The following is a 25,409-nucleotide window of genomic DNA, read 5'->3' as shown; positions in this document are numbered from 1 at the left end:
CCCTTGTCGCTTATTGGAAGGCCGCGACCAAGCGATGCTGGCCGTCGGTAACGACGTGATCATTACAATGCCGACCGGCGGTGGCTGAGCACCGTGCGTCCCTTCGGGCCGATACGCTACAGGATCGGCTTGCCGCCGGTAACCGCGATGGTCGTGCCGGAGACATAACTCGACAAGGGATCGGCCAGCATCACATAGGCTGTCGCAAGCTCGGCCGGCTGGCCGGGCCGTTTCATCGGCACCTGCTTGCCGAAATTGCTGACGTTTTCTTCAGGCAGTGTCGAGGGGATGAGCGGCGTCCAGATTGGCCCGGGCGCCACGGCATTGGCGCGAATGCCTTTCTCGGCCAGAAGCTGGGCGAGGCCGGCGGTGAAATTCTGGATCGCGCCCTTGGTCGTCGCATAGGCAAGCAGCGTCGGGTTCGGATTGTCCGAATTGATCGAGGCGGTGTTGATGATGGCGCTGCCGGGCTTCATGTGGGCGACGGCTGCCTTGGTCAGGTAGAACATCGAATGGATATTGACCTTGAAGGTCAGTTCCCACTCCTCGTCGCTGATCTCGTCGATGCTCTTGAAGCTCGCCTGATGCGCGGCGTTGTTGACGAGAATGTCGATACCACCGAGCTCCTTGACCGCCGTCTCGACGATCTGCCTGCAGTGGGCGGGATCCTGGATGTCACCGCTGACGAGGATAGCCTTGCGTCCGGCTTGCTCGACCAGCCGTTTCGTCTCATCGGCATCCTCGTCCTCGTCGAGATAGGAGAGCACCAGATCGGCACCCTCCCTGGCATAGGCGATCGCCACAGCCCGGCCAATGCCGCTATCGCCGCCGGTGATGATCGCCCGCTTGCCCTTCAGCCGCTCGGAACCGCGATAGCTCTTTTCGCCATGGTCGGGAACCGGGTCCATCCGGGCCGTGAAACCCGGCATCGGCTGCTTCTGGGATGGGAAAGGCGGTGTGGGATAATTTGGCATCGTGACCTCCTTGAGTTTCAGAAATCAAACTCGGCCTGATGCTTGTTGTTCCAAGTCTCGCGGCGGAACGACTTCTCCAGCAACCGCTCGCGCTGAGCGCGTTCACGGCCGTCGCCGCATCCTAAACATCCGGTGATTATTGAAAACGGAGCCTCATCTGGTCGGCCCACTCGGACTGGCAACCCGCGAAATGTTGCCATTTGCCACGGCGACAGCTATGCCATAGTAATGTAACATAGTCGCGTTTTCATGAGGGGCGTGGAATTGGACGGAAAGACATCAGCAGCAGTTTACTCCGAGGATGAGGGTGTTGCCGGCGAGACCGGTGGCAAGGGCGCGCGCCGCGCGCGCGTCAGCGGCATCGACCGGGCGCTTCAGGTGATCGATCACCTTTACGAGACCGGATCGCCCGCCGGCGTCTATGCTATCGCCAAGGCGGTGAAGGCGCCGCTGTCGACCGTTTACGTGATCGTCGACGACCTCGTCGAGAAGAACATGCTGACGCGCCAGACCGACGGCTCGATCTGGCTCGGCGCGCGGCTCTACCATTACGGCCTTGCCTATGCCAGGTCGCTGGATTTCATGAGCATCGCTACCCACGAAATGCACGATCTCTGCCGGCAGGCCGGCGAAACCGTGCAGGTCTGCGGCCGCGACGGCGACTATATGCTGGTGCTTGCCATGGCCGACGGCCCAAGCCATTTTCAGGTGGCGTCCCGCGTCGGCACAAGGGTGCCGCTGAACTGGACGGCCTCCGGCCGCCTGCTCGTCGGCCACCTGGCCGAGGAGGAGCGCATCGAACTGTTCAAGCGCTGCGCCCGCTCTTCACCGACCGGCCGCGCCGAGATCGATCCGGGCACGCTGTCGGAAGCCGCCGGCAAGGCCTTCGAATCGCGGCTGTCGATCCAGGCCGGGGAATCGGATTATGCGGTTGCCTGCATCGCCTCGCCGATCTGCGATCGCGACGGCCAGTGCGTCGCCACTATTTCCATCGTGCTGCCGGAACAGAAGGCGTTTTCCGACGAGAACCACTATACGGCCCATGTGCGCAGTTCAGCGGAACGGATCGAAAAGCTGATGGGCTGGCGCAACCGCTAAGGATTGCGCCCTTCAGCGGATCCTACCTGTAGGAATAGCCGTGGCTGTGGCGCACCAGCTTGCGCGCCCGCGGCACGTAGCGGCTGGCGGCGAAGGCATCGGCGCCCATCACCGCATAGCGCGGCTCGAATAGCTTGTTGAGGACCGAAACGTCGCCGTTGGAATCCGTCGCCTCGAGATCGGAATCGACCAGGTCGAAAATAGTAAATTCCGCTTGCGAGCCGACCGAAAGCCGGTTCTCCATCGACAGCTTGATGACGGATGCCGGCGCATGGGTGACGGCTTCCACCACCTTGTCGAAAGGCATGCCGACGCTGAGCAGCTTCGACATTGTCGTCGCCAGGTCCCAGACCGGGAAGTTCATCGAATGGCCGTGCAGGTCGGTCGAGATCGAGAACGGCAGAAGCCCGCGGCCGATTGCCGCCTCGGCGACCTTGAAGGAGAAGGAGGCGCCGCCATGGCCGATGTCGAGACGGATGCCTTCGGAGGCGCAGCGCTCGGCGAGGTTGAAGAGGTCCTCGTCCTCCATGATGCTCGACCCGGCCTTGCCGTTGAAGCAGTGCGTGACGACGTCGCCTGGGCCGAGGATCTCCAGCACCTCGTCATAGAGCGCCGGCGGCTCGCCGACATGCACCATCATCGGCACTTTCAAGATCTTGGCGATCTTCTTGCCGAGCTTGACCGGCGTGACGCCCCAGGACCCGGTGATGACATGGCTGGCGCGCACCTTGATGCCGACGATGTGCTCGCTGTTTTCGGCATAGACTTCGAGAATGCGGTCGAGATCGATATCGCGGATATCCCGCAATTCCGCGACGCGGTTGCAGGCGACGAGGCCGATCGAGCCGAGGTTCAGGAAGGCCTTGATGCGTTCGCGCGAGGGCTCGATGATATATTCCCGGAAGCCATGGAAATTCGCCTCACCGGCCGAGCCGGCATCGACCAGCGTGGTGACGCCACGCTCGAGGCCGCATTCGGACGGGCGGATGGAAATATCTGTGCCGCCGTGCCAGATATGCACGTGCAGATCGACCCAGCCCGGTGAAATGAAGGCGCCCTTGCCGTCGATGCGCGTCACATCCTGCGAGACGGAAAGCGACGGACCAATCTCGGCGATCCTGCCATCGGCAGTGACGAGAATGTCGGTTGCACCCTCTTGTGTGCCCGCACCGAAAGCGATCGGTTTGACGTTGGTGAGGAGAAGCGGCTTCTTCGCCTGGTCGCCGGACATGACATGCATTCCTTTCGAAGTCTCGGACCGGGATCGCTCCTCGGTCATCCGTCTGAAATTCCATAGTTATGCTATATAAATCTTTATAATAGAATAAAGCTGGGGATGCCGCTGTCAAGAAAAATGACGCGGCCGACACCGCTCAGGAAACGTGAGCGGCGCGCTCCTTGCGAAGCGCGCCTATCTCGAAGATCCGGTAAATTCTCGTTTTTTTTCAATCTAAAAGGATCGAATAGTCGAGCCGTTCCAGGTGATCCGGATCGGCGATGGCATCGATCGCGGCGATCCTTCCATCGGCGATCGTCAGCGCCACGACGACGCGGAGCTGGCCTTGGATCTCCACGACGAATCCGAGCTCACCGCCGACGATGGCGATTTCGGCTGCCTGCGCCCGACCCTTGAAGGCTTCGGCCACGTGAGCCGCGCCGCGCATTTCGCCAATGGTGCCGAAGCGGGCGGCCGTCGCATCCGGCCGGAAGACGACGTCAGGGGCAAGCACCGCGATCAATCGCTCCAGATCGCCATTGCGCGACGCCGTCAGAAAGGCCTCGGCGATCGTCCGCTTGCGGCCGAAATCGACATCAGGCGCTTCGTCCACCCCCTGCACCCGGCGGCGGGCGCGGCTTGCGAGCTGGCGGGTTGCCGCGGACGAACGGCCGATGATCGGCGCGATCTCGTCGAAGGGCAGGTCGAACATATCGTGCAGCACGAAGGCGACACGTTCAGCGGGCGCCAGCGTCTGCAGCACGACCAGCAGCGCCAGACCGACCGAATCGGCAAAGGCGGCTTCGCGCTCGGGATCGTTCGCCGGATCGGCGATCCCGGCATGGATGGGCGCCTCCAGCGGCTCCTCGCGCCGGGTCTTGCGGGCGCGCAGCATGTCGAGGCAGATGCGCGCCACCACCGTCGTCAACCAGCCGCCGAGATTGCCGACCCCTGTCGTATCGGTGCGGCTAAGCCGCAGCCAGGCCTCCTGAACGGCATCCTCCGCCTCGCTGCGCGAGCCGAGCATGCGGTAGGCTGCGGCCCTCAGATGCGCTCTGTTTGCCTCGAACTCATCGGCCAGCCATTTTTTCTCGTCCATTTGTCACATTCCTCCGCTGCGTTCCGTCAGGGCCATGACGCATGAAACCCGGCCGATGTGACAGCGCCGGCGGATCGTCGAATACGAAACGTATAAGGAGACATATCATGCAGGAGAGAATGGGAAATCCCGCCCTCGTCCTTCCCGCAGCCATGCAGGCGCTGGCGGCTCTCAGCAAGGTGCCGGCCGAAACCGGCCTTTCGCCCAAGCTGCTCGAACTCGTCAATCTGCGCGCCAGCCAGATCAACGGCTGCAGCGTCTGTGTCGACGGGCATCCCCGCATTGCAAAGAAGCTCGGCGAAACGGACGAACGGCTCTTTGCCATCGGCGCCTGGCGCGATTCGCCCTATTTCAGCGATGCCGAGCGGGCAGCCCTTGCGTTGACCGAGGCGGTGACCCGCGTCAGCGACCGGGCCGACCCTGTGCCGGATGATATCTGGGACGAAGCGACCCGGCATTATGACGGCAGGAGCCTTGCGGCACTCGTCATCGCCATCGCCAACATCAATGTCTGGAACCGGCTGAACATCGCCACCCGCCAGATCGCCGGGGCCTGGAAGCCATAAACGGCGAGGTTGCCGGCAGCGCGTCACCCCTGCGCTGCCGGCAGCCATCATCCCTCGTCAGCATGGCTTCAGGCCATGCGAAACAATCGGGCGTTCAGATGATGCCGCCGCCACCGGCTGCGGAGGCCGGACGCTCGGCCGCCACTTGTCTGCGATAACCGCTGGCGCGGTAGACGGCGATCGGGTCGATCGCGCCGCCGGCCCTGCGGCGGGCTTCAGCCAGAATCGGCTCGACATCGGCACGATAGGCGCGCTTCAGCGTTTCCGACGCCATCAACGCGTCGTTGTCGTCCTGGTAGCCGGAGAGCGCCTTGCGGTCGACGAGCAGTGCCTGCGCATAGGCGCGGCGGATTTCGTTGGCGCTGTTGATCAGGCTTTCGATCGGGTCGGTGACATTGTGCGACTGGTCGATCATATGGGCCGGGTTGAAATCGTTGACGCCGCGCTGCTCGGCGTCAACCAGTTCGTTGAAGACGAGGAACAGCCGGTAGGGATCGATCGCGCCAGCGTCGAGATCGTCATCGCCATATTTCGAATCGTTGAAGTGGAAACCGCCAAGCTTGCCGAACTGGATGAGCCGAGCGACGATCATCTCGATATTGGTGTTCGGCGCGTGGTGGCCGAGATCGACGAGGCAATAGGCCTTGGGGCCGAGCGTCTGGGCGATCAGATAGTTGGTGCCCCAATCCTGCACGATGGTCGAATAGAAGGCCGGCTCGTACATCTTGTGCTCGGAAAACAGCTTCCAATCGTCGGGCAGCGCTTTGTAAATATCCGCCATCGAGGCAAGGTAACGCTCGAAAGCCTTGGTGAAATGGCTCTGGCCGGGGAAGTTCGAGCCGTCGCCGATCCAGACCGTCAGCGCCTTGGAGCCGAGCGCCTTGCCGATCTCGATGCATTCGAGATTGTGCTCGACCGCCTGCGCACGCGTCGCCGCATCGGTGTGGCTGAGCGAGCCGTATTTGTAGGAATGGGCCTGGCCGGGCGCATCGGAAAAGGTGTTCGAATTCATCGCATCGAAGCCGAGGCCGAGCGCGTTACCCTTGGCCTTCAATTCGCTGGCATCCGCCTTGTCCCAGGGAATATGCAGCGAGACGTTCGGAGTCGCCTGCGTCAGCTGGTTGATGACGGCGCAATCGTCGAGCTTGTCGAAGATGCCGCGCGGTTCGCCGGTGCCGGGGAAACGGGCAAAACGCGTGCCGCCGGTGCCGACGCCCCAGGAGGGAACCGCAACGAAGAATTCCGCAACTTGCCGGGTGACCGCCTCGATATCGACACCGCGACGGGCAAGCGTCGCGCCCAGTGCCTCGTAATCGGCTTTCAACGCGGTTGCCCGCTTGTCGTTATCAGTCGCGACCAAATCTGGCGCAATCCTGGATTCTGTCATCTATTCCTCCCTGGTCGCGAACCATAGGCCATGGTTCGCGTTCAAACGCTTACATGTCTTCAAACGAAGGAGCTACGATGGACGTTGTCCGCATTCTTCTTGCGATCATCCTGCCGCCCCTTGGCGTATTCTTGCAGGTCGGGATCGGCCTGCATTTCTGGCTCAATATATTGCTGACACTCTGCGGCTATGTGCCGGGGATCATCCACGCAATATGGGTGATCCTCCGGAAATAGCTCTAGCGCGTAAAGCTCTGCACGTTGCCGGCATCGACGTTGATGATGTTGCCGGTCGATTTTGCCGAAAGGTCCGAAGCGAGGAAATAGATCGCCTCGGCGATATCTTCCGGAAACACATTGAGTTTCAGCATCGAACGCTTGCGGTAATGTTCCTCGAGATCGTCCACCTCGATCTTGGACGAGGCGGCGCGCTGCTCGCGCCATTCGCCGCTCCAGATCTTCGAACCGCGCAGGACAGCATCCGGATTGACGGTATTGACGCGGATGCCGGCATCCGCGCCTTCCAGCGCGAGGCAGCGGGCAAGATGGATTTCGGCAGCCTTTGCGGTGCAATAGGCAGATGCATTCGGCGAGGCGGCCAGACCGTTTTTCGAAGCGACGAAGATGACGTTGCCGCCGAGCGCCTGACGGCGGAACAGGCGGAAGGCTTCACGCGAGACGAGGAAATAGCCGGTCGCGAGAATATCGATATTGCGGTTCCACGTCGCCAGTTCGGTCAATTCGATCGGCGCGGAGGAGGCAATGCCGGCATTCGAGACGAGGATATCGATGCCGCCGAATTCGACGCAGGCTTCCGCGAAGGAGGCGATCACCGCATCTTCCTTGGTGACGTCGAGCCGGACGCTGCGCACGGCGTCAGCGCCGAACTTCTTGACGAAATCGGCTTCGGTGCCCTCGAGTGCTGCCTGGTCGATATCGGCAAGCACCACGCAGGCGCCTTCGCCGACGAGGCGTGCGGCCGTCGCCCGGCCGATGCCGCCGGCGCCGCCGGTGACGAAGGCGACGCGGCCGGCAAGGCTCTTCGGCTTCGGCATGCGCTGCAGCTTGGCCTCTTCGAGCAGCCAATATTCGATATCGAAGGCTTCCTGCTCCGGCAGGCCCTGATATTCCGAGACCGTCGAGGCGCCGCGCATGACGTTGATGGCGTTGACATAGAATTCGCTGGCGATGCGGGCCGTCGCCTTGTCGCGGGCAAAGGACAGCATGCCGACGCCGGGCACCAGGAAAATGACGGGATTGGCGTCGCGCATGGCAGGCGAATTGTCATGCTTGCAGTCGTTATAATAGCGGGCGTAGTCGGCGCGGTAGTCCTCCAGCGCCTTGTCGAGACCGGCGACGATCGCGTCGACATCCGGCTTGGCCGGGTCGAAATCGACGATCAGCGGGCGGATCTTCGTGCGCAGGAAATGATCAGGGCAGCTGGTGCCGAGCGCGCCGAGCGGACGCAAATCGCTGGAATTGACGAATTCGAGCACGGCGTCCTGATCGTCGAAATGTCCGAGCTTGCGCTCCTGCTTGCCGATGCGACCGCGGATCTCCGGCATCAGCCGGGCGGCGATGGCGCGGCGTTCGGCAACGGCCAAGCTCTGCGTGACCGCGCCGCCGAAAATCGTCTTTCCCTCGGTCTTTTCGGCAAACCAGACAATCGCCTTGTTGATGATATCGAGCGTCAGTTCGTAGCAGGCCTTGGCATCGTTCGCCCAGGTGAAGAGGCCGTGGCTTTCGAGCACGACGCCCTTGGCATTCGGGTTTGCGGCAACGAATGCGCCGAGGTCGAGGCCGAGCTGGAAGCCCGGACGGCGCCAGGGCAGCCAGCCGATCGCGTCGCCGAAGATCTGCTGCGTCAATTCCTTCGAATTCTTCGACGCGGCGATCGCGATGATCGCGTCGGGATGCATGTGGTCGACATGGGTGAAAGGCACGAAACCGTGCAGCGGCGTGTCGATCGAGGCAGCGCGGGCATTCAGGTTGAAGGTGCAGTGCGGCAGGAAGCCGACCATGCGGTCCTCGTCCTCGACACCCTTATAAATGCCCTTCAGCGATTCCAGCTTGTCCTGGTAGAGCGTCGCGAAACCGTCGAGCTTGATCGTGCCGACGTCGCCGCCCGAGCCCTTGACCCAAAGGACCTTCACCTTGCCGCCGGTCAACGGATCGGTTTCCATCACCTTCGCCGAAGTGTTGCCGCCGCCATAATTGGTGATGCGCTTGTCGGCACCGAGCAGGTTGGAACGATAGAGCAGCTTGCCAGGCTCATCGAGGCCTGCCGCGTAAGCATCATCCCACCGGTTTTCCAGAAGCCGGACGTTCGCCGCCATGTCATCCTCCCATATGAAATCATCATCGGAGCGCAAGTTCGCGCCCCTTTTCGCAGACGGTATCGCTCATCAAAACCGAGGTTGTCAATCGAAAACGATCAAATTCGATTATTGTGCAGCGCAATATGAAAATTTATGATCGTTTTTGATTGACACATTGTCATATGTGCGAAATAAACGATCGAAGGAGGAGCCCCATGCACGAACGCGAACGCCATCGCATCATTCTGAGCGCCGTTCAGGAAAAGTCCGTCGTGACGGTTCAGGATATTTCCGAACTGACCGAGGCTTCCGAGGCGACGATCCGGCGCGACATTGCGGCTCTTCATGTCCAGGGCAAGATCCGCCGTGTGCGCGGCGGCGCCGAGGCGGTGCATCCGCCGCAGCTCGGCAATCTCGCCGGGCGCCCCTTCCGCGTTTCGGAATCGGTCAATATCGATAAGAAACGCGCAATCGCACGTCAGGCGGTCGAGCTTTGCGATCCTGGCGACGCGATCATCATCAACGGCGGCACGACCACCTTCCAGATGGTGCATTTCATGGCGGCGCACCGCCTGCAGGTGATGACCAATTCCTTCGCGATCGCCGAACATCTGGTCAAACATTCGAAGAACACGGTGACGGTACCGGGCGGCGCGATCTATCGCGAGCAGAGCCTGATCCTCTCCCCCTTCGACAATGACGCGATCCGCAACTTCTACGCCCGCCGCTTCTTCATCGGCGCGCAGGGCATCGGCCCGCTCGGCATCATGGAAGCCGACGCGCTGATCATCCAGAGCGAACAGAAGCTGATGCATCAGGCCGACGAATTGGTCGTCATGGCCGATTCCAGCAAATTCCATCGCCGGTCGAGCCTCATTCTGTGCCCGCTCGAGCGTGTGTCTACAATCATCACCGATGACGGCATTCCAGAGGAAGCCGTCAGGATGATCGAGAATGCCGGCATCAGGCTCATTGTCGCGAGCCCGGTCGCCCAGGCAATCAAGGAGGATTCCTCGTCGGTCGCATAAGGCGCCGGGGAGGTGTGAAGAGTGTCAATCAAGTGGGAGGATGAAAGCATGAAACTCGCAAAGAAACTCGCAATCGGCGTGGCATTTGCCGTTGCCATGATGGCCGGGACAGCCAGCGCTGCCGACATCAAGATCGGTCTCGTCGTCAAGTCGCTCGGCAACGGCTTCTTCGATGCTGCCAACAAGGGTGCGCAGGAAGCCGCCAAGGAACTCGGCGGCGTCGAGGTCATCTATACCGGTCCGACGACGACGACCGCCGAAGGCCAGATCGAAGTCATCAATTCGCTGATCGCCCAAGGCGTCAGTGCCATCGCCGTTTCGGCCAACGATCCCGACGCGCTCGTTCCGGCGCTGAAGAAGGCTACACAGCGCGGCATCAAGGTCATCTCCTGGGATTCCGGCGTCGCACCTGAAGGCCGTATCCTGCAGCTCAACCCGTCGTCCAACGAGTTGATCGGCAAGATGTGCCTGACGCTCGTCAAGGACCATCTCGACGGCGGCAAGGGCGACTTCGCCATCCTGTCGGCCACGACCACCTCGACCAACCAGAACATCTGGATCGACCAGATGAAGAAGCAGCTCAAGGATTTCCCGGGCCTCAACCTCGTCACCACAGTCTATGGCGACGACCTCTCGGACAAGTCCTATCGTGAAGCCGAGGGCCTGCTGAAGGCGAACCCGAACATCAAGGTCATCGTCGCTCCGACGACGGTCGGCGTTCTCGCCGCATCGAAGGTTGTCGAAGACAAGGGCCTGGTCGGCAAGGTCTACGTCACCGGTCTCGGCCTGCCGTCCGAAATGGCCGGCGCGATCAAGTCGGGCGCCACGAAGGAATTCGCCATCTGGAACCCGATCGATCTCGGCTACTCCGCAACGCAGATCGCCTATCGCCTCGTCAAGGGCGAGACCGACGGCAAGCCGGGCAGCGAGATCGAAGCCGGCCGCATGGGCAAGATCAAGGTCGGCGACAACGGTGAAGCCGCCATGGCCGATCCCTTCGTCTACAATGCTACGAACATCGACCAGTTCTCCAAGGTCTTCTGATCTGGAGCCGACGCATAAAAGCCCGGCGGCCTGATGGTCGCCGGGATTCTCATTCGACACTGGTAGAAGCTTGATGAACGCTGCCTTTCAACAAACCGCCACGGACAGCAAAACCGGTGATGCGCCCGCCATTCTGGAAATGCGCGGCATCTCCCAGATCTTCCCGGGCGTGAAGGCGCTCGACAATGTCAGCATCGCGCTGCATCCCGGCACGGTCACCGCGCTGATCGGCGAAAACGGCGCCGGCAAATCGACCCTCGTCAAGATCCTGACCGGCATCTACAGGCCGAACGAAGGCGAGATCCTGGTCGATGGCCAGCCGGTGACCTTTGCCAGCGCCCAGGCCGCGATCGATGCTGGCGTCACCGCCATCCATCAGGAAACCGTGCTGTTCGACGAGCTGACGGTTGCCGAAAACATTTTCCTCGGCCATGCGCCGCGCACGCGTCTGCGCACCATCGACTGGCAGGCGATGAATAGCCGCGCCAAGGCGCTGCTGACCGCGCTCGAAAGCAATATCGACCCGACGATCCGGCTGAAGGACTTCTCGATCGCGCAGCGCCATCTGGTGGCGATTGCGCGCGCTCTGTCGATCGAGGCCCGCATCGTCATCATGGACGAACCGACGGCAGCTCTTTCCCGCAAGGAGATCGACGATCTCTTCCGCATCGTCCGGGGCCTGAAGGAAAAGGGCAAGGCGATCCTCTTCATCAGCCATAAGTTCGACGAGGTCTACGAGATCGCCGACGATTTCGTCGTCTTCCGCGACGGCCGCGCCGTCGGTCAGGGCCGGCTCAAGGAAACGCCGCAGGACGAGATCGTCCGCATGATGGTCGGCCGCGACGTCGAGAATGCCTTTCCGAAGGTCGACGTTGCCTTCGGCGGCCCGGTTCTCGAGATCCGCAACTACAGCCATCGCACCGAATTCCGCGACATCTCCTTCACCCTGCGCCAGGGCGAGATTCTCGGCATTTACGGCCTGATCGGCGCCGGGCGTTCGGAACTGTCCCAATCGCTCTTCGGCATCACCAGGCCGCTCTCCGGCAAGATGATGCTCGAAGGCCGCGAGATCACCATCCATTCGCCGCAGGACGCGATCCGCGCCGGCATCGTCTATGTGCCGGAGGAGCGCGGCCGCCACGGGTTGGCGCTGCCGATGCCGATCTTCCAGAACATGACGCTGCCTTCGCTTACCCGCACCTCGCGCCGGGGCTTTCTCCGGGCGGCGGAAGAATTCGCGCTTGCCCGCAAATATGCCGAGCGGCTGGACCTGCGCGCCGCGGCCCTTTCCGTCCCGGTCGGCACGCTGTCGGGCGGCAATCAGCAGAAGGTCGTCATCGGCAAATGGCTGGCGACGGCGCCGAAGGTCATCATCCTCGATGAACCCACAAAGGGCATCGACATCGGCTCGAAGGCAGCCGTGCACGGCTTCATCAGCGAACTCGCCGCCGAGGGCCTGTCGATCATCATGGTCTCGTCCGAACTGCCCGAAATCATCGGCATGTCGGACCGCGTCCTGGTGATGAAGGAGGGTCTCGCCGCCGGAATTTTCGAACGCGCCGAGCTGTCGCCGGAAGCGCTGGTGCGCGCCGCCACCGGCAATGCATAAGGTAAGAGCATGGCAAGACTGATCAGAAAACGCGAAACCCTGCTGTTCCTCATCATCGTGGTGATGATCGCGATCTTTTCGACGCGCGCTGCCGATTTCGCAACGCCGGAGAATCTCGCCGGCATTTTCAACGATACCTCCATCCTGATCATCCTGGCGCTCGCCCAGATGACGGTCATCCTGACGAAATCGATCGACCTGTCGGTTGCCGCCAACCTCGCCTTCACCGGCATGGCGATCGCTATGATGAATGCCGCCTATCCCGACCTGCCGCTCGTCGTGCTGATCATTGCCGCGATCGTCATCGGCGCCTGCCTCGGCGCCATCAACGGCTTTCTCGTCTGGGCGCTCGAAATCCCGCCGATCGTCGTGACACTCGGCACGCTCACCATCTATCGCGGCATGGCCTTCGTGCTCTCGGGCGGGGCATGGGTGAATGCTCACCAGATGACGCCGGTCTTCCTGTCGGTGCCGCGCACGCCGATCCTCGGCCTGCCGGTTCTCGGCTGGGTGGGCATCGTCATCGTGCTTCTGATGTATGTCCTGCTCAGATACACCCAGTTCGGCCGCTCGGCCTATGCCACCGGCGGCAATCCGACCGCGGCCGTCTATGCCGGCATCGATACGGGCTGGACGAAATTCCTGGCCTTCGTTCTGTCGGGCGCCCTTGCCGGCCTTGCGAGCTATCTCTGGGTGTCGCGTTATGCCGTCGCCTATGTCGATATCGCCAACGGCTTCGAGCTCGACAGCGTTGCGGCCTGCGTCATCGGCGGCATTTCGATTGCCGGCGGCGTCGGCTCGGTCGCCGGCACCGTGCTCGGCGCGCTCTTCCTCGGCGTCATCAAGAATGCGCTGCCGGTGATCGGCATTTCACCCTTCACGCAGATGGCGATCTCCGGAACCGTCATCATTCTCGCCGTCGCCTTCAACGCCAGGCGTGAGCGCAACCGCGGCCGCATCATCCTGCGCGACCGCGCCGCAGCCGAGATCAGAACGGAGGCCGCAGCATGAGCACCGTGTCCACACACGAAAAGCGGGTCATTCCCGACCGCCTCGGCACACCCTTCCGCCGCATTATCGCGAGCTGGGAAGTGCTGCTCTTTGCCGTCGCCGTCCTGATCTTCATCTTCAATTCGCTCGCCTCGCCCTATTTCCTCGATGCCTGGAACCTCTCGGACGCCACCTTCAACTTCACCGAAAAGGCGATGATCGCCTTCGCCATGGCGCTGCTCGTCATATCGGGCGAGATCGACCTCTCGGTCGCCGCGATCATCGCGCTCGCCTCGACGGCGATGGGCGCGGCAGCGCAGGCCGGCATCGGCACACCGGGTCTGGTCGCGATCGGCATCGGCACCGGCCTTGCCTGCGGCACCTTCAACGGCATGCTGGTCTCGGTGCTGAAACTGCCGTCGATCGTCGTCACCATCGGCACGATGAGCCTATTCCGCGGCATTTCCTATATCGTGCTCGGCGACCAGGCCTATGGCAAATACCCGGCTGATTTCGCCTATTTCGGCCAGGGCTATGTCGTCTGGGTATTCTCCTTCGAATTCGTGCTCTTCATCGTGCTGGCGATCCTCTTCGCCATCCTGCTGCATGCGACGAATTTCGGCCGGCAGGTCTATGCTATCGGCAACAACGACTTCGCCGCCCGCTTCTCCGGCATTCCGGTCGAACGCGTCAAATTCATCCTCTTCCTGCTGACCGGCGTCATGAGCGGCGTTGCCGCCGTCTGCCTGACCTCACGCCTCGGCTCGACCCGGCCGTCGATCGCCCAGGGCTGGGAACTCGAGGTCGTCACCATGGTCGTGCTCGGCGGCATCTCGATCCTCGGCGGCTCAGGTACGATCGTCGGCGTCGTCATCGCCGCCTTCGTCATGGGTCTCGTCACCTTCGGCCTCGGCCTGCTGAACGTGCCCGGCATCGTCATGTCGATCTTCATCGGCCTGCTTCTGATCATCACCATCGCCATCCCGATCATCGCCCGTCGCATCAAGGTCATGAGCTCCCGATGACTTTAGAAAAACACGCCTTCAAAATGCAGCTCAATCCCGGCATGGAAGCCGAATACCGCAGGCGGCATGACGAGATCTGGCCGGAACTGGTCGATCTCCTGCATAAATCAGGGGCCAGCGACTATTCCATCCATCTCGACCGCGAGACCAACACGCTTTTCGGCGTGTTGACGCGGCCGGCCGACCACACGATGGCGAGCCTGCCGGAGCATCCGGTCGTGAAAAAATGGTGGGCTTATATGGCCGACATCATGGCGACCAATCCCGATAATTCACCGGTCCAGAGCGACCTGGTCACCGTCTTCCATATGCCATGAACGCCACCTCCTATCGCCGCATCGCCGTCCTCGACATCGGCAAGACCAATGCCAAGGTCGTCGTCCTCGACAGCGAGACGGGCGCCGAGATCGCCGTCCTGAAACGGCCGAATATCGCGATCAAATCCGGCCTCTATCCGCATTTCGACGTAGAGGCTCTCTGGTCCTTTGCGCTCGATGCGCTGAAGAGCCTTGCGCGCGAGCCCGGCTTCGACGCCATTTCGATCACCACCCATGGCGCATCCGCAGCACTGCTTGGCCGGGACGGCGCGCTTGCCATGCCTGTCATCGACTATGAACACGAATATCCGCAGGACATCCGCGACGCCTATACGGCACTGCGCCCCTCCTTCGACGAAACCTTCTCGCCGCACCTCGCGATGGGTCTCAATGTCGGCGCGCAGCTGCACTACCAGAAGACCGCCTTTCCCGAGGAATTCGCCGAGGTGGCGACCATCCTCACCTATGCGCAATATTGGACGGCGCGGCTGACGGGTGTTACCGCCAATGAGCTGACCTCGCTCGGCTGCCATACCGATCTCTGGAACCCGAGGGAGGGCCACTATTCCTCGCTCGTCGACAGGCTTGGCATTCGCGACCTCATGGCGCCGATCCGCTCCGCCTTCGATGCGCTCGGCCCGGTCCTGCCGGATATCGCCGCTGAACTCGGCCTTGTCGCACCTGTGCCGGTCTATTGCGGCATTCATGATTCCAATGCCTCGCTGCTGCCGCATCTGGTTCATCGGGAGGCACCCTTCGCCGTCGTCTCCACAGGCACATGGGTGATCAATTTCGGCGTCGGCGGCGATCTCGATCATCTCGATGCGAAACGCGATGCGCTCGCCAATGTCGATGCCTATGGCCGGGCCGTCCCCTCCTCCCGTTTCATGGGCGGCCGGGAATTCGAGATCCTGTCGGCCGAGATCGGCCCTGTCGACGAAAAAGCCGCCCAGGCGGCAATCGGTCCCGTCATCGACAAAGGCATGATGCTGCTGCCGAATATTGCCTCCGGTTCCGGGCCTTTCCCCGGAAAGACAAGCCGCTGGATCGGCGCCGAAGAGGCAAGCCGCGAGGAGCGTTCTGCCGCCGCCTGTCTCTATCTCGCCTTGATGACCGATGCCTGCCTCGGACTGATCGGCGCCAAAGGCCCTATTATCGTCGAAGGGCCTTTTGCGCTGAATGGGACCTATCTCAAGCTGCTGGCGGCCCTAACCGGCCGCGAGGTCATGGCCCTTCCCGGCTCGACCGGCACCAGCCAGGGGGCGGCCCTTCTCACCGGCATCCGGCCGGTGTCGGGTGCCGAGACGCATGTTCCGCCGACAGATATTCCCGAACTGGCCGCCTATCGCACCCGCTGGTACGCGGCGATGGAATAGGAGTCTTTCCAAAAGCGGCCTTGTTCGTCCCTGCCTTGCCGCTAGTGTGGCACCTCGAAAATCATGTCGAGGAGATAGCATGACAGAGACATTCGATCCGCGCACGGTTGCAGCCAGGCTTCACAGCCTGCGACAGGCCGGTCGGCAGGAGGCAACGGACACTTTCGCGCTGCCAGCCGATCTGCATCAGGCGATGGAGGCGCAGAATTTGCTCACTGCTGCAGACGGTATTTCCAGCAATGCCTGGAAGGTGACGGTCTCGCCGCAGGGCCAGGCGGTCACCGCTCCGCTGCATCCCTATGCCGAAGCCGTCTCGGGCGCTGACATTCCCTGGTATCCGGGGTTGAAATTCGAGACCGAGATCGCCGTCCGTCTCGGCAGCGACCTGCCGGTCCGCACGGGCGTTCCCTACAGCCGCACTGAGGTGCTCGAGGCAATCTCCGCTGTCTATCTCGGCGCCGAACTGTTGATCAGCGCTGTCAAGGAAAGCGGCAGCGTGTCCTTTCTGCTGTTCGTCGCCGACCGGCTCGGCAATAGCGGCTATGTGCTCGGCCCGGAGCTCGAAAAAAGCGTTGTCAACACCGTCGGGGGAACACCACTCAAGGTCACTCATGCCGGCCACACGATCTATGATGGTCCGGCACAGCATCCGAAAGGCGACGTTCTCACCTGGCTCGTCGATTATGCCAATGACGGCTTGCGCCCCGAGACATCGCTGAAGGCAGGTGCGCTTATCACCACAGGCACGTTGAGCGGCGCGATCGAACTGACCGAACCCGGCGAGATCGACATCCTGCTCGGCGACATCAGGCTCAGCTTCTCGGTGTCGAAGGCTTGATTTGACGCCGCGGTGCTTACGCCTTCTCGCGAAACATCTCGATAATGGCGGAAAAGTCCCTTCCGCCATTGCCCTGCTTTTCGAAGAGCGCGAAAAGCTGCGCTGCTTCCGCGCCGAGCGGCGTGGAGGCGCCACTCGCCAGCGCCGCTTCCTGGGAAAGCCTGAGATCCTTGAGCATCAGTGCCGCGGCAAAGCCCGGTTTGTAGTCATTGTTCGCCGGCGAGGTCGGCACCGGGCCAGGCACCGGGCAATAGGTATTGATCGACCAGCACTGGCCTGACGAGGTCGAGGCGACGTCGAACAGCGCCTGATGCGAGAGGCCAAGCTTTTCGGCGAGCACGAAGGCCTCGCAGACGCCCACCATCGAAATGCCTAATATCATGTTGTTGCAGATCTTCGCTGCCTGGCCGGCGCCGGCCTCACCGCAATGGACGATCTTCTTACCCATCGCCTCCAGGATCGGCTTCGCCCTGGCGAAGGCGTCTTCCGAGCCGCCTGCCATGAAGGTCAGCGTGCCCGCGGTCGCCCCGCCGGTGCCGCCTGAAACCGGGGCGTCGAGCGACAGGCAGCTTGCGGCCTTGGCCATCTCATGCGCCTTGCGGCTGCTTTCGACATCGATGGTCGAGCAATCGATGACCAGCGTGCCTTGCGCGGCCGACTGCAGGATATCGGTCCAGGCCGTCAGCACGTGTCTGCCCTGCGGCAGCATGGTGATGATGATGTCCGCGTCCTTGACCGCCTGGCTGGCATGGCTTGCCGGCTTGACGCCGCTCTCCTCGGCCGCCTTCAGCACCGAAGCCGCGAGATCGAAGCCGAGGACCTCGTGACCTGATTTGACCAGATTGGCCGCCATCGGCCCACCCATGTTGCCGAGGCCGATGAATGCGATCCTTGCCATGGTCTTCTCCCTATCGATTGTCTTCGAGGATCATCGCTGCCGCCTTTTCGGCGATCATGATCGTCGGCGAATTGGTGTTGCCCGACGTGATCGACGGCATCACCGAGGCGTCGGCGATCCTGAGCTTGCCGAGCGCCCGGAGCCTCAGCCGGGGGTCGACAACGCTGTCCCTGTCGGCCCCCATGCGGCAGGTGCCGACGGGATGGAAAATCGTCGTGCCGATCTCGCCCGCCGCCCGCTCCAGATCGGCCTCCGTCTGATAGGCAGGCCCCGGCTTGAATTCCTCCGGCCTGAAACAGGCAAACGAAGGTTGCGCGACGATCTTGCGCGTCAACCGTATTGAACGAACAGCTATGTCACGATCGCGCTGCGTCGAGAGGTATTTCGGACTGATCGTCGGCTGGGCGGCAAAATCCGGGCTGGACAGGTGCACCGAACCGCGGCTTTCCGGCCTCAGATTGCAGACGCTCGCGGTGATTGCCGGGAAAGGATGGACGGGATCGCCGAACTTCTCCAGCGAGACCGGCTGCACGTGATATTGCAGGTCGGGCGTTTCCCGGTCCGGGCCCGATCGGGTGAAGATGCCAAGCTGGCTCGGCGCCATTGCCATTGGCCCGGAGCGGCGGACGAGATATTCGAGCCCGATTGCCGCCTTGCCGATCAGCTTCGTCGCCTTCTCGTTCAGCGTCGGAACGCCTGTGACCTTGTAGGCCAGACGCAGCTGCAGATGGTCCTGCAGGTTCTCGCCGACACCCTTGACCTCGGTGACGACATCGACGCCGGCCCGCTGAAGAACCTCGCCCCTGCCGATGCCTGACAGTTCCAGGATATGCGGCGAGCCGATCGAACCGGCTGACAGGACAGTTTCTTTCGCCGCGTAGGCGCGTTTCGCCACGCCACGATGCTGAAACTCGACGCCGGCAACGGCGCCTTCCTCCACCAGCAGCCGCCGGACCTGCGCCTTGGTCAGGACGGTCAGGTTGGAGCGCCTCATCGCCGGCCGCAGGAAGGCCTTCGAGGTATTCCAGCGAATGCCGGAGCGCTGGTTGACGTCGAAATAGCCGGAGCCCTCGTTGCTGCCGCGGTTGAAATCCGCAGTCTCCGGGATGCCCGCTTCCCTGGCGGCCTGCTGGAAGGCATCGAGCACGGCCCAGCGCACGCGCGCTTTCTCGATGCGCCATTCGCCGCCGGCACCATGCATCTCGTCTTCGCCGCGATAAAAATCCTCCGACTTGCGGAAGAATGGCAGAATATCGTCCCAGCCCCAGCCGCTGCAGCCCATCTGCCGCCAGAGGTCGTAATCGCGCGCCTGGCCGCGCATGTAGATCATGCCGTTGATCGACGAACAGCCGCCGAGAACCTTGCCGCGCGGATAACTCAGCGCCCGGCCGTTCAATCCCGCTTCCGGCGCCGTGGTGAAGCACCAGTCGGTACGCGGGTTGTTGATGCAATAAAGATAACCGACCGGAATATGGATCCAGTGATAATTGTCGCTGCCGCCGGCTTCGAGCAGCAGCACCCGGCTCCGGCCATCGGCAGACAGCCGGTTGGCGAGCACGCAGCCGGCGCTGCCTGCCCCGATGATGATATAGTCGTAACGATCCATGCCCCGCATGAGACTCCAGATGCTTGCCGCTTCCCCCTCCCCGCAGCACGGGGAGAGGAAGAGTCGCAGCGCCGCCGCCCGTCTCTTTTCCGAAAGAGGTATTCTTTCCGGAAAGAGAGAGGTCCGCCCGTTCAGCGGCGATAGACGAAGCCCAGTTTCCGCCCCAGCCGCGAGGCGTAGAATTCGCCGATGATGCCGCGGCGGAAGATCAGCACGCAGACCATGAAGACGATGCCGGTGATGATCGTCACCGGGAATTCCGAGGTGGCGAGGTAGTTTTCCAGCACCACCACCAGCCCGGCGCCGAAGAGCGGGCCGATCAGCGTACCGATGCCGCCGAGCAGCGTCATCAGGATCACCTCGCCCGACATCTGCCAGGCGACATCGGTCAGCGTCGCGAACTGGAAGACGATCGATTTCACCGCGCCCGCGAGCCCGGCAAGCGCTGCCGACATGACGAAGGCGCCGAGCTTGTAGCGCGCCACCGAATAACCGAGCGAGATCGCCCGTTGCTCGTTTTCGCGGATCGATTTCAGGATCATGCCGAAGGGCGAATTGATAAAGCGCCAGATGATCAAGATGCCGACGAGAAAGACAGCCAGTACGAAGTAATACATGTTGGTCGAACTGTTCAGATCGATGAAGCCGAAGAGATGGCCGCGCGGCACCGACTGGATGCCGTCCTCGCCTTCGGTGAATTCCGCCTGCAGGCAGAAGAAGAAGAACATCTGCGACAGCGCCAGCGTGATCATCGCGAAATAGATGCCCTGGCGGCGGATGGCGAAGAAGCCCATGACGAGACCGAGAAACGCCGCACCCGCCACACCGATCAGAATGCCGAGTTCCGGCGGCAGGCCCCATTCCTTCACCGTATAGGCGGTGAAATAGGCGGCACCGCCGAAGAAGGTGGCGTGACCGAAGGACAGCAGGCCGGTATAGCCGAGCAGCAGGTTGAAGGCACAGGCAAAGAGCGCGAAGCAGAGCAGCTTCATCAGGAAGATCGGATAGAAAAAGAACGGCGCCAGCAGCAGGAGCAGCAGTCCCGCCAGCAGAAAACCCGCCTGCACCGAAAGGGCGGTTCGGCTTTTTTCCGTTTGGATGGTTTCGGTGATGTCAGCCATGTCAAGCATCCCGTCCGAAGAGGCCCGCGGGCCTGATGAGAAGCACGATCGCCATGATGACGAAGATCACGATGTTGGACGCCTCGGGATAGAAGACCTTGGTCAGGCCCTCGGCAATGCCGAGCACATAACCGGTGATGATCGCGCCCATGATCGATCCCATGCCGCCGACGACGACGACGGCGAAGACGACGATGATCATGTTCGAGCCCATCAGCGGCGAGACCTGGTAGATCGGCGCCGCCAGCACGCCGGCAAAGGCGGCGAGACCGGCGCCGAGCGCGTAGGTGAGCGTCAACAGCACCGGCACGTTGACGCCGAAGACCTGCACCAGCACGGCGTTTTCGGTGGCGGCACGCAGGTAAGCCCCGAGTTTGGTCTTCTCGATCAGCAGCCATGTGCCGAGGCAGACGACGAGCGAGACGACCACCACCCAGCCGCGATAGATCGGCAGGAACATGAAGCCGAGGTTCGCCCCGCCGGCAAGGGCCGCTGGCGTTGCATAGGGCTGGCCGGAAGAGCCGTAGAGATAACGGAAGGTGCCCTCGACCGCGAGCGCCAGCCCGAAGGTGAAGAGCAGGCCGTAGAGCGGATCGAGATCGTAGAGCCGGCGCAGGAACAGCCGCTCGATGATTGCACCCGCAAGGCCGACGATAACGGGCGCCAGGATCAATGACGGCCAGTAGCCGATGCCGGCATAGGTCAGCAGCAGATAGGCGACGAAGGCGCCGAGCATATATTGCGCGCCATGGGCGAAGTTGATCACCCTAAGCAGGCCGAAGATGATGGCGAGGCCGAGGCTGAGCAGCGCGTAGAACGAGCCGTTGATCAGGCCGATCAGCAGCTGGCCGAACAGCGCCTGCAGGGGAATGCCGAAGATCATCGTCATCTGGTCACACTCCCAGAACCTTGTGCAGCGTATCCATGCGCTGCGGCAATTCACCGACCGGGAATTCCGACACCATCTGCCCATGATCCATCAGATAGAAGCGATCGGCAATACGGCTGGCGAAACGGAAATTCTGCTCGACGAGCAGGATCGTCATGCCGCGCTCCTTCAGCGTCTTCAGCACCTCGCCGATGCGCTGGACGATAACGGGGGCAAGCCCTTCCGTCGGTTCGTCGAGAATGAGCAGCCTGACGCCGGTGCGCAGGATCCGGGCGATCGCCAGCATCTGCTGCTCGCCGCCTGACAGTTTGGTGCCCGGGCTGCCGCGACGCTCGTAGAGATTGGGGAAGAGCTCGTAGATCTCGTCGAGCGTCATGCCGCCCTCTGCCACGACAGGCGGCAGCAGCAGGTTTTCGGAAACGGTCAGCGTCGAGAAGATGCCGCGCTCCTCCGGCACGAAGCCGATGCCCCGATGCGCCGTCTTGTGCAGCGGCACCTGCATCATATCGCTGCCGTCAAAGCTGATCTTGCCCTTGCGGGCCCGCACGATGCCGGTGATGGTGCGCAGCGTCGTCGTCTTGCCGACGCCGTTGCGGCCGAGAATGGTGATCGTCTCGCCTTCGGCCACACGCATGTCGACGCCGTGCAGGACGTGGCTTTCGCCGTACCAGGCATTGAGCCCCTGGACTTCGAGGAGAGTGGCCATCAATGCTCCTCCGTGCCCATATAGGCCACACGCACGCGCTCGTCCTGGCTGACGGTCGCATAATCGCCCTCGGCGAGGATCTCGCCGCGCTGCAATACGGTGACATGCTGACAGATATTGGCGACGACGGAGAGATTGTGCTCGACCATCAGCACTGCCCGGTCGTGGGCGACCTCGCGGATAATCGACGAGACGACGCCGACATCCTCCTGCCCCATGCCGGCCATTGGCTCGTCGAGCAGCAGCACCTTCGGATCCAATGCCAGCGTGGTGGCGATCTCCAGCACGCGCTTGCGGCCATAGGAAAGATCGGCGGCGATGTGATCGCGCTCCTTGGAAAGCCCGACGCTGGCGAGCAGTTGCTCGGCGCGCTCGTTCAGCCGGTCGAGTGCGGAGAGTGGCCGCCAGAACTGTGTGGAAAGATTGTTCGGCCGCTGCAGCGCCACGCGCACATTGTCGAGAACTGTCAGATGCGGGAAGACCGCCGAAATCTGGAAAGAGCGGACCAGCCCCATGCGCGCCACCTTGTCGGGCGGCGTCTTGGTGATGTCAACGCCCATCAGGGTGATGGTGCCTGAGGTCGGCTGCAGGAACTTGGTCAGCAGGTTGAAGACCGTCGTCTTGCCGGCGCCGTTCGGCCCGATCAGCGCATGCACGCTGGCGTCATGCACATCGAGATCGACGTTCTTGACGGCCGTGAAGCCGCCGAAATCGCGGCGCAGGCCGCGGGCGGACAATACCACCCGCGGCTTTTCCTGAGTTTCAATTGCGGAAACCGCCATCGTGCTTACTTCACCAGATCGCAGCCGCTCTTGGCGGGATCGATATAGGCTTCCTTGCCGGGAATGGTGGCGAGCACGTTGAAGTAATCCCACGGCTCCTTGCTTTCGGAAGGCTTCTTGACCTGCAGCAGATACATGTCGTGGATCATGCGGCCATTGGCGCCGACCGTGCCGCCGCGGCCGAAGACGTCATCGACCGGCATTTCATGTAGCTGCTTGGCGACGGCTTCCGTTTCGTCGGTACCGGCCTTCTGCACCGCCTTCAGATATTGCGTCACCGCCGAATAGGTGCCGGTGTGGATCATGTTCGGCATCTTGCCGGTGCGGGCGAAGAACTTCTTGGCGAAGGCGCGGCTCTCGTCGTCGCGGTTCCAATAATAGCCCTCCGTCAGCGTCAACCCTTGAGCCGCTTCAAGGCCGAGACCGTGAACTTCGGCGAGCGTGAAGAGCAGTGCCGCCAGATGCTGGCCGCCCTGGGTGATGCCGAATTCGGCCGCCTGCTTGATGGCGTTCGAAGTGTCGAGGCCGGCATTGGCAAGGCCGATCACCTTGGCGCCTGATGATTGCGCCTGCAACAGGAAGGACGAGAAGTCCTGGCTCGACAGCGGATGGCGCACAGCACCGACGACCGTGCCGCCGCTCGCCTTGACGTAATCGCTGGTCTGCTGCTCCAGCGAATAGCCGAAGGCATAGTCGGCGGTCAGGAAGAACCAGCTGTCGCCGCCCTGCTTGACGAGCGCGCCGCCGGTGCCCACGGCCAGCGCATGGGTGTCGTAGGCCCAATGGAAGCCGTAAGGCGAGCAAGCCTTGCCGGTCAGATCCGTCGTCGCCGCACCGGTGACGATGTCGATCTTCTTCTTATCCTTGCCGATCGCTTGCACAGCAAGCGCCACCGACGAGGTCGTCAGCTCCATGATCGCATCCACCTGCTCGGTGTCATACCACTGGCGGGCGATGTTGGAGGCGATATCCGCCTTGTTCTGGTGGTCGGCATCGACGATCTCAACCGGCACATCAAGCACCTTGCCGCCGAAATCCTCGACCGCCATCTTGGCGGCTTCGACGGAGGACTTGCCGCCGAAATCGGCATAGACACCCGACTGGTCGTTCAGGATGCCGATCTTGACCTTGCCGTCGGTCGCGCTCTGCGCGAGCACCGCAGTGCTGCTCGCAAGCAGAAATGCAACTGATGCAATGAGATTCTTACGCATATTCTCTCCTCCCAGAGATTGGCCAGATTGCGGATCTGTTCAAATTTGGCCAGCCGTTCTCCTCAGAACGACGGACCCTCAACTTACGATCACGGAAATCCCGCCCTGAGGCAACGGGTGATTTACAACTAATTCCAAACAGCATCTGTGCATTTTTGAACAGGGGGTGAATTAGACCATTCTAGTCGGCGCTTCTAAAAAGCGCGAAATGGTAAGCGTTACCGTTAGAACTAGGGCAGTTCGAAGCTTCGGCAGGCCTGACAGCAGACAAAAGACCAATCGCGTGAGGTCGGATCTTCCCGTCGTCGAGCGTTTTGCTCGCGTTCTGTGCGAGACCTTTACTCCGCTCGCAATGGCGTCACTCCACAGCGGCGCAACGGCCAGGCGAAGGTCAGATCAACCGCCGGAAGGCGATCGAGCGTGCGATTTGCGGCTGAGCTGATCCGCACGGCACAAGCGAGGCAGAGGTGCAAGCGACAGTTATTTCGGCTTACGCAGATCGAGAGATCCAGTCGGAAGAGGAACCACACTAGCAAGTCGTTGGCCTACCACAGTACCGATTGTCGCGGCCCCGGAAGTATTCCTGGATGCGGACTCGATTTGGCGAAGAAACAGTCCGCTATTATCTGCAAGAGATCCGATGGTAATCATCGGCTCATCGTCGACGAAAAGTATCAATCCAATGCCGGATCCAATCTTATCCTCCAACCTGCATGGCAGGACTCGCAGTTCGGTTTCCCCCTTTGTCGAAAACAGGGATTTCACAAGCCCGCCAAGTGCTTCGACCTTATTGACGAACGGCCGCACGACGAGCGTGACAGGTTCTTCTTCGGATAGAGTGAGTTCGACGGAAAACTGAGCCGGCGCAGAACCGGTTGGCAGGCAAGCACTATAAAGCTGAAAAATCGCGGCGCGGGCGAAATTCAAGCGTGTATCGTGGGATTCGGCTTCGACGATTGATTGGAGAAAGCGTGAAGAGTTCACTGCCGGAATCCCTGTTTCGAATCGGGATAGCCCGATGATGTATCAATATACGATACCGCTTCTGGGAGCGAGCCGTCCGCATTATTCATATTGCCAACTGCTGACCTTCGAAAAATCTCCAGTTTGTCCCTAATATCTTGGATATACCGCGAATATTTGGCGAAGCTAGAGACCCAGTTTAGATCGCAAGAAAAATATGGAAGCATTTAGGTCAATACTCTGGCGTGTTGAGATCGCTATCGCTTGTTCGTTCGCGCAACCATCCCGGTTCGCGGGCGCGCTTCCGATCGTCGTGTCACGCGTGTTTTCATTTTGAAATCGGTTTCCG

24 protein-coding genes are annotated in these 25,409 nt (G+C 61.7%); 11 read left to right on the top strand and 13 right to left on the bottom strand.

The window, feature by feature from the left end:
• Nucleotides 1–116: 116 nt before the first annotated feature.
• Nucleotides 117–974 (bottom strand): SDR family oxidoreductase, encoded by an 858-nt coding sequence (locus RL_RS31890; RefSeq protein WP_011655158.1) that lies wholly within the window; start codon nucleotides 972–974, stop codon nucleotides 117–119.
• Nucleotides 975–1,223: 249 nt separating this feature from the next.
• Between RL_RS31890 and RL_RS31885 the strand changes: the two genes are divergently transcribed.
• Nucleotides 1,224–2,072 carry an IclR family transcriptional regulator gene (locus RL_RS31885; protein WP_032992687.1) on the top strand — a complete coding sequence of 283 codons (849 nt, stop codon included), beginning with the start codon at nucleotides 1,224–1,226 and terminating at the stop codon, nucleotides 2,070–2,072.
• Nucleotides 2,073–2,094: 22 nt separating this feature from the next.
• On the opposite strand, the gene RL_RS31880 is transcribed toward RL_RS31885, so the two are convergent.
• Nucleotides 2,095–3,303, bottom strand: a complete 1,209-nt coding sequence (locus tag RL_RS31880; protein ID WP_032992733.1) for an amidohydrolase/deacetylase family metallohydrolase — start codon at nucleotides 3,301–3,303, stop codon at nucleotides 2,095–2,097.
• 214 nt (nucleotides 3,304–3,517) lie between these two features.
• On the bottom strand, nucleotides 3,518–4,387 hold the full coding sequence (locus RL_RS31875) for a sigma-70 family RNA polymerase sigma factor (protein ID WP_011655155.1): 870 nt from the start codon (nucleotides 4,385–4,387) through the stop codon (nucleotides 3,518–3,520).
• A 107-nt stretch (nucleotides 4,388–4,494) separates the two neighbouring features.
• Here RL_RS31875 and RL_RS31870 point away from each other — a divergent pair, with 107 nt between their 5' ends.
• Nucleotides 4,495–4,953, top strand: coding sequence for a carboxymuconolactone decarboxylase family protein (locus RL_RS31870; protein ID WP_003547836.1), 459 nt, complete (start codon nucleotides 4,495–4,497; stop codon nucleotides 4,951–4,953).
• A gap of 94 nt (nucleotides 4,954–5,047) precedes the next feature.
• Here RL_RS31870 and rhaI read toward each other — a convergent pair whose 3' ends face one another.
• Nucleotides 5,048–6,340 (bottom strand): L-rhamnose catabolism isomerase, encoded by a 1,293-nt coding sequence (gene rhaI, locus RL_RS31865; protein WP_011655154.1) that lies wholly within the window; start codon nucleotides 6,338–6,340, stop codon nucleotides 5,048–5,050.
• A 77-nt stretch (nucleotides 6,341–6,417) separates the two neighbouring features.
• On the opposite strand from rhaI, the gene RL_RS37125 reads away from it, so the two are divergent.
• Complete coding sequence (locus RL_RS37125) at nucleotides 6,418–6,576, top strand: YqaE/Pmp3 family membrane protein (RefSeq protein WP_003547831.1); 159 nt, start codon at nucleotides 6,418–6,420, stop codon at nucleotides 6,574–6,576.
• Between the two features lie 2 nt (nucleotides 6,577–6,578).
• On the opposite strand, the gene RL_RS31855 is transcribed toward RL_RS37125, so the two are convergent.
• Complete coding sequence (locus RL_RS31855) at nucleotides 6,579–8,675, bottom strand: bifunctional rhamnulose-1-phosphate aldolase/short-chain dehydrogenase (protein WP_011655153.1); 2,097 nt, start codon at nucleotides 8,673–8,675, stop codon at nucleotides 6,579–6,581.
• A gap of 197 nt (nucleotides 8,676–8,872) precedes the next feature.
• Here RL_RS31855 and RL_RS31850 point away from each other — a divergent pair, with 197 nt between their 5' ends.
• The 8 genes from RL_RS31850 to RL_RS31815 all read left to right on the top strand — a co-directional run bounded on the left by RL_RS31850 (nucleotide 8,873) and on the right by RL_RS31815 (nucleotide 16,884).
• Nucleotides 8,873–9,685 carry a DeoR/GlpR family DNA-binding transcription regulator gene (locus tag RL_RS31850; protein ID WP_011655152.1) on the top strand — a complete coding sequence of 271 codons (813 nt, stop codon included), beginning with the start codon at nucleotides 8,873–8,875 and terminating at the stop codon, nucleotides 9,683–9,685.
• Between the two features lie 48 nt (nucleotides 9,686–9,733).
• Nucleotides 9,734–10,729, top strand: a complete 996-nt coding sequence (gene rhaS, locus RL_RS31845) for a rhamnose ABC transporter substrate-binding protein (RefSeq protein ID WP_018448549.1) — start codon at nucleotides 9,734–9,736, stop codon at nucleotides 10,727–10,729.
• A 73-nt stretch (nucleotides 10,730–10,802) separates the two neighbouring features.
• Nucleotides 10,803–12,338 (top strand): sugar ABC transporter ATP-binding protein, encoded by a 1,536-nt coding sequence (locus RL_RS31840; RefSeq protein WP_041936920.1) that lies wholly within the window; start codon nucleotides 10,803–10,805, stop codon nucleotides 12,336–12,338.
• 9 nt (nucleotides 12,339–12,347) lie between these two features.
• Entirely contained in the window at nucleotides 12,348–13,349 is a 1,002-nt protein-coding gene (locus RL_RS31835) for an ABC transporter permease (protein ID WP_011655149.1), read from the top strand.
• Complete coding sequence (locus tag RL_RS31830; RefSeq protein ID WP_011655148.1) at nucleotides 13,346–14,353, top strand: ABC transporter permease; 1,008 nt, start codon at nucleotides 13,346–13,348, stop codon at nucleotides 14,351–14,353. The genes RL_RS31835 and RL_RS31830 overlap by 4 nt, the downstream gene beginning before the upstream one ends.
• Entirely contained in the window at nucleotides 14,350–14,670 is a 321-nt protein-coding gene (gene rhaM / locus RL_RS31825) for an L-rhamnose mutarotase (RefSeq protein WP_003547822.1), read from the top strand. Before RL_RS31830 ends, rhaM begins: the two co-directional genes overlap by 4 nt.
• Nucleotides 14,667–16,046, top strand: a complete 1,380-nt coding sequence (locus tag RL_RS31820) for an FGGY-family carbohydrate kinase (protein ID WP_011655147.1) — start codon at nucleotides 14,667–14,669, stop codon at nucleotides 16,044–16,046. The genes rhaM and RL_RS31820 overlap by 4 nt, the downstream gene beginning before the upstream one ends.
• A 79-nt stretch (nucleotides 16,047–16,125) precedes the next feature.
• Entirely contained in the window at nucleotides 16,126–16,884 is a 759-nt protein-coding gene (locus RL_RS31815; protein WP_011655146.1) for a fumarylacetoacetate hydrolase family protein, read from the top strand.
• A 16-nt stretch (nucleotides 16,885–16,900) separates the two neighbouring features.
• Here the strand turns inward: RL_RS31815 and mmsB are convergent, their stop codons facing one another.
• The 8 genes from mmsB to RL_RS38680 form a co-directional block, all read right to left on the bottom strand.
• Nucleotides 16,901–17,782, bottom strand: a complete 882-nt coding sequence (mmsB, locus tag RL_RS31810) for a 3-hydroxyisobutyrate dehydrogenase (RefSeq protein ID WP_011655145.1) — start codon at nucleotides 17,780–17,782, stop codon at nucleotides 16,901–16,903.
• 10 nt (nucleotides 17,783–17,792) lie between these two features.
• The gene (locus tag RL_RS31805; RefSeq protein WP_028741798.1) at nucleotides 17,793–19,388 is read right to left on the bottom strand and encodes a GMC family oxidoreductase; all 1,596 of its coding nucleotides are present in this window, start codon (nucleotides 19,386–19,388) and stop codon (nucleotides 17,793–17,795) included.
• A 131-nt stretch (nucleotides 19,389–19,519) separates the two neighbouring features.
• Nucleotides 19,520–20,509, bottom strand: a complete 990-nt coding sequence (locus RL_RS31800; protein WP_003547798.1) for a branched-chain amino acid ABC transporter permease — start codon at nucleotides 20,507–20,509, stop codon at nucleotides 19,520–19,522.
• Nucleotide 20,510: 1 nt separating this feature from the next.
• Nucleotides 20,511–21,398: a branched-chain amino acid ABC transporter permease gene (locus RL_RS31795; protein WP_003547797.1), complete on the bottom strand. Its 888-nt coding sequence runs from the start codon at nucleotides 21,396–21,398 to the stop codon at nucleotides 20,511–20,513.
• Nucleotides 21,399–21,402: 4 nt separating this feature from the next.
• Nucleotides 21,403–22,104, bottom strand: coding sequence for an ABC transporter ATP-binding protein (locus RL_RS31790; protein ID WP_028741797.1), 702 nt, complete (start codon nucleotides 22,102–22,104; stop codon nucleotides 21,403–21,405).
• On the bottom strand, nucleotides 22,104–22,886 hold the full coding sequence (locus RL_RS31785; RefSeq protein WP_011655142.1) for an ABC transporter ATP-binding protein: 783 nt from the start codon (nucleotides 22,884–22,886) through the stop codon (nucleotides 22,104–22,106). The genes RL_RS31790 and RL_RS31785 overlap by 1 nt, the downstream gene beginning before the upstream one ends.
• Nucleotides 22,887–22,891: 5 nt before the next feature.
• A complete protein-coding gene (locus RL_RS31780; RefSeq protein WP_011655141.1) occupies nucleotides 22,892–24,097 on the bottom strand; it encodes an ABC transporter substrate-binding protein in 1,206 nt (401 codons plus the stop codon).
• A 480-nt stretch (nucleotides 24,098–24,577) separates the two neighbouring features.
• Nucleotides 24,578–25,081: a hypothetical protein gene (locus tag RL_RS38680; protein WP_011655140.1), complete on the bottom strand. Its 504-nt coding sequence runs from the start codon at nucleotides 25,079–25,081 to the stop codon at nucleotides 24,578–24,580.
• Between the last annotated feature and the right edge of the window lie 328 nt (nucleotides 25,082–25,409).

This window comes from Rhizobium johnstonii 3841 (assembly GCF_000009265.1).
Taxonomy (GTDB): Bacteria; Pseudomonadota; Alphaproteobacteria; order Rhizobiales; family Rhizobiaceae; genus Rhizobium; species Rhizobium acaciae.
The sequence above is the reverse complement of the archived record's forward strand: the minus strand, read 5'-3'. Positions and strand labels throughout refer to the sequence as shown.